The organism is Proteus myxofaciens ATCC 19692 (assembly GCF_001654855.1).
GTDB lineage: Bacteria > Pseudomonadota > Gammaproteobacteria > Enterobacterales > Enterobacteriaceae > Proteus > Proteus myxofaciens.
This window is the reverse complement of sequence record NZ_LXEN01000243.1, coordinates 1-232: the sequence shown is the minus strand read 5'-3', so window position 1 is coordinate 232 and position 232 is coordinate 1. Positions and strand designations below refer to the sequence as shown.

Below are 232 nucleotides of genomic sequence, written 5' to 3'. Positions count from 1 at the left end.
TGTCGCAATTTGTGTATTAGTTGATATTAGTGCTCGTGTGAAAATGGAACGCTCTTTACAAAATATGGCAACAGCGGCAGAGCAGGCAAACCAAGCAAAATCCATGTTTTTAGCGACGGTAAGTCATGAATTACGCACACCACTTTATGGCATCATTGGTAATTTAGAGTTACTTCAATCCTTTGTACATAATAATGAAACATCCCGATTACTTAAAACGATGGATAACTCC

At 37.9% G+C, this 232-nt stretch carries 1 protein-coding gene; it reads left to right on the top strand.

From position 1 onward, the window contains the following. A partial coding sequence (locus M983_RS16790) for a histidine kinase dimerization/phospho-acceptor domain-containing protein (RefSeq protein WP_157091995.1) occupies positions 1-232 on the top strand: 232 nt, incomplete at both ends.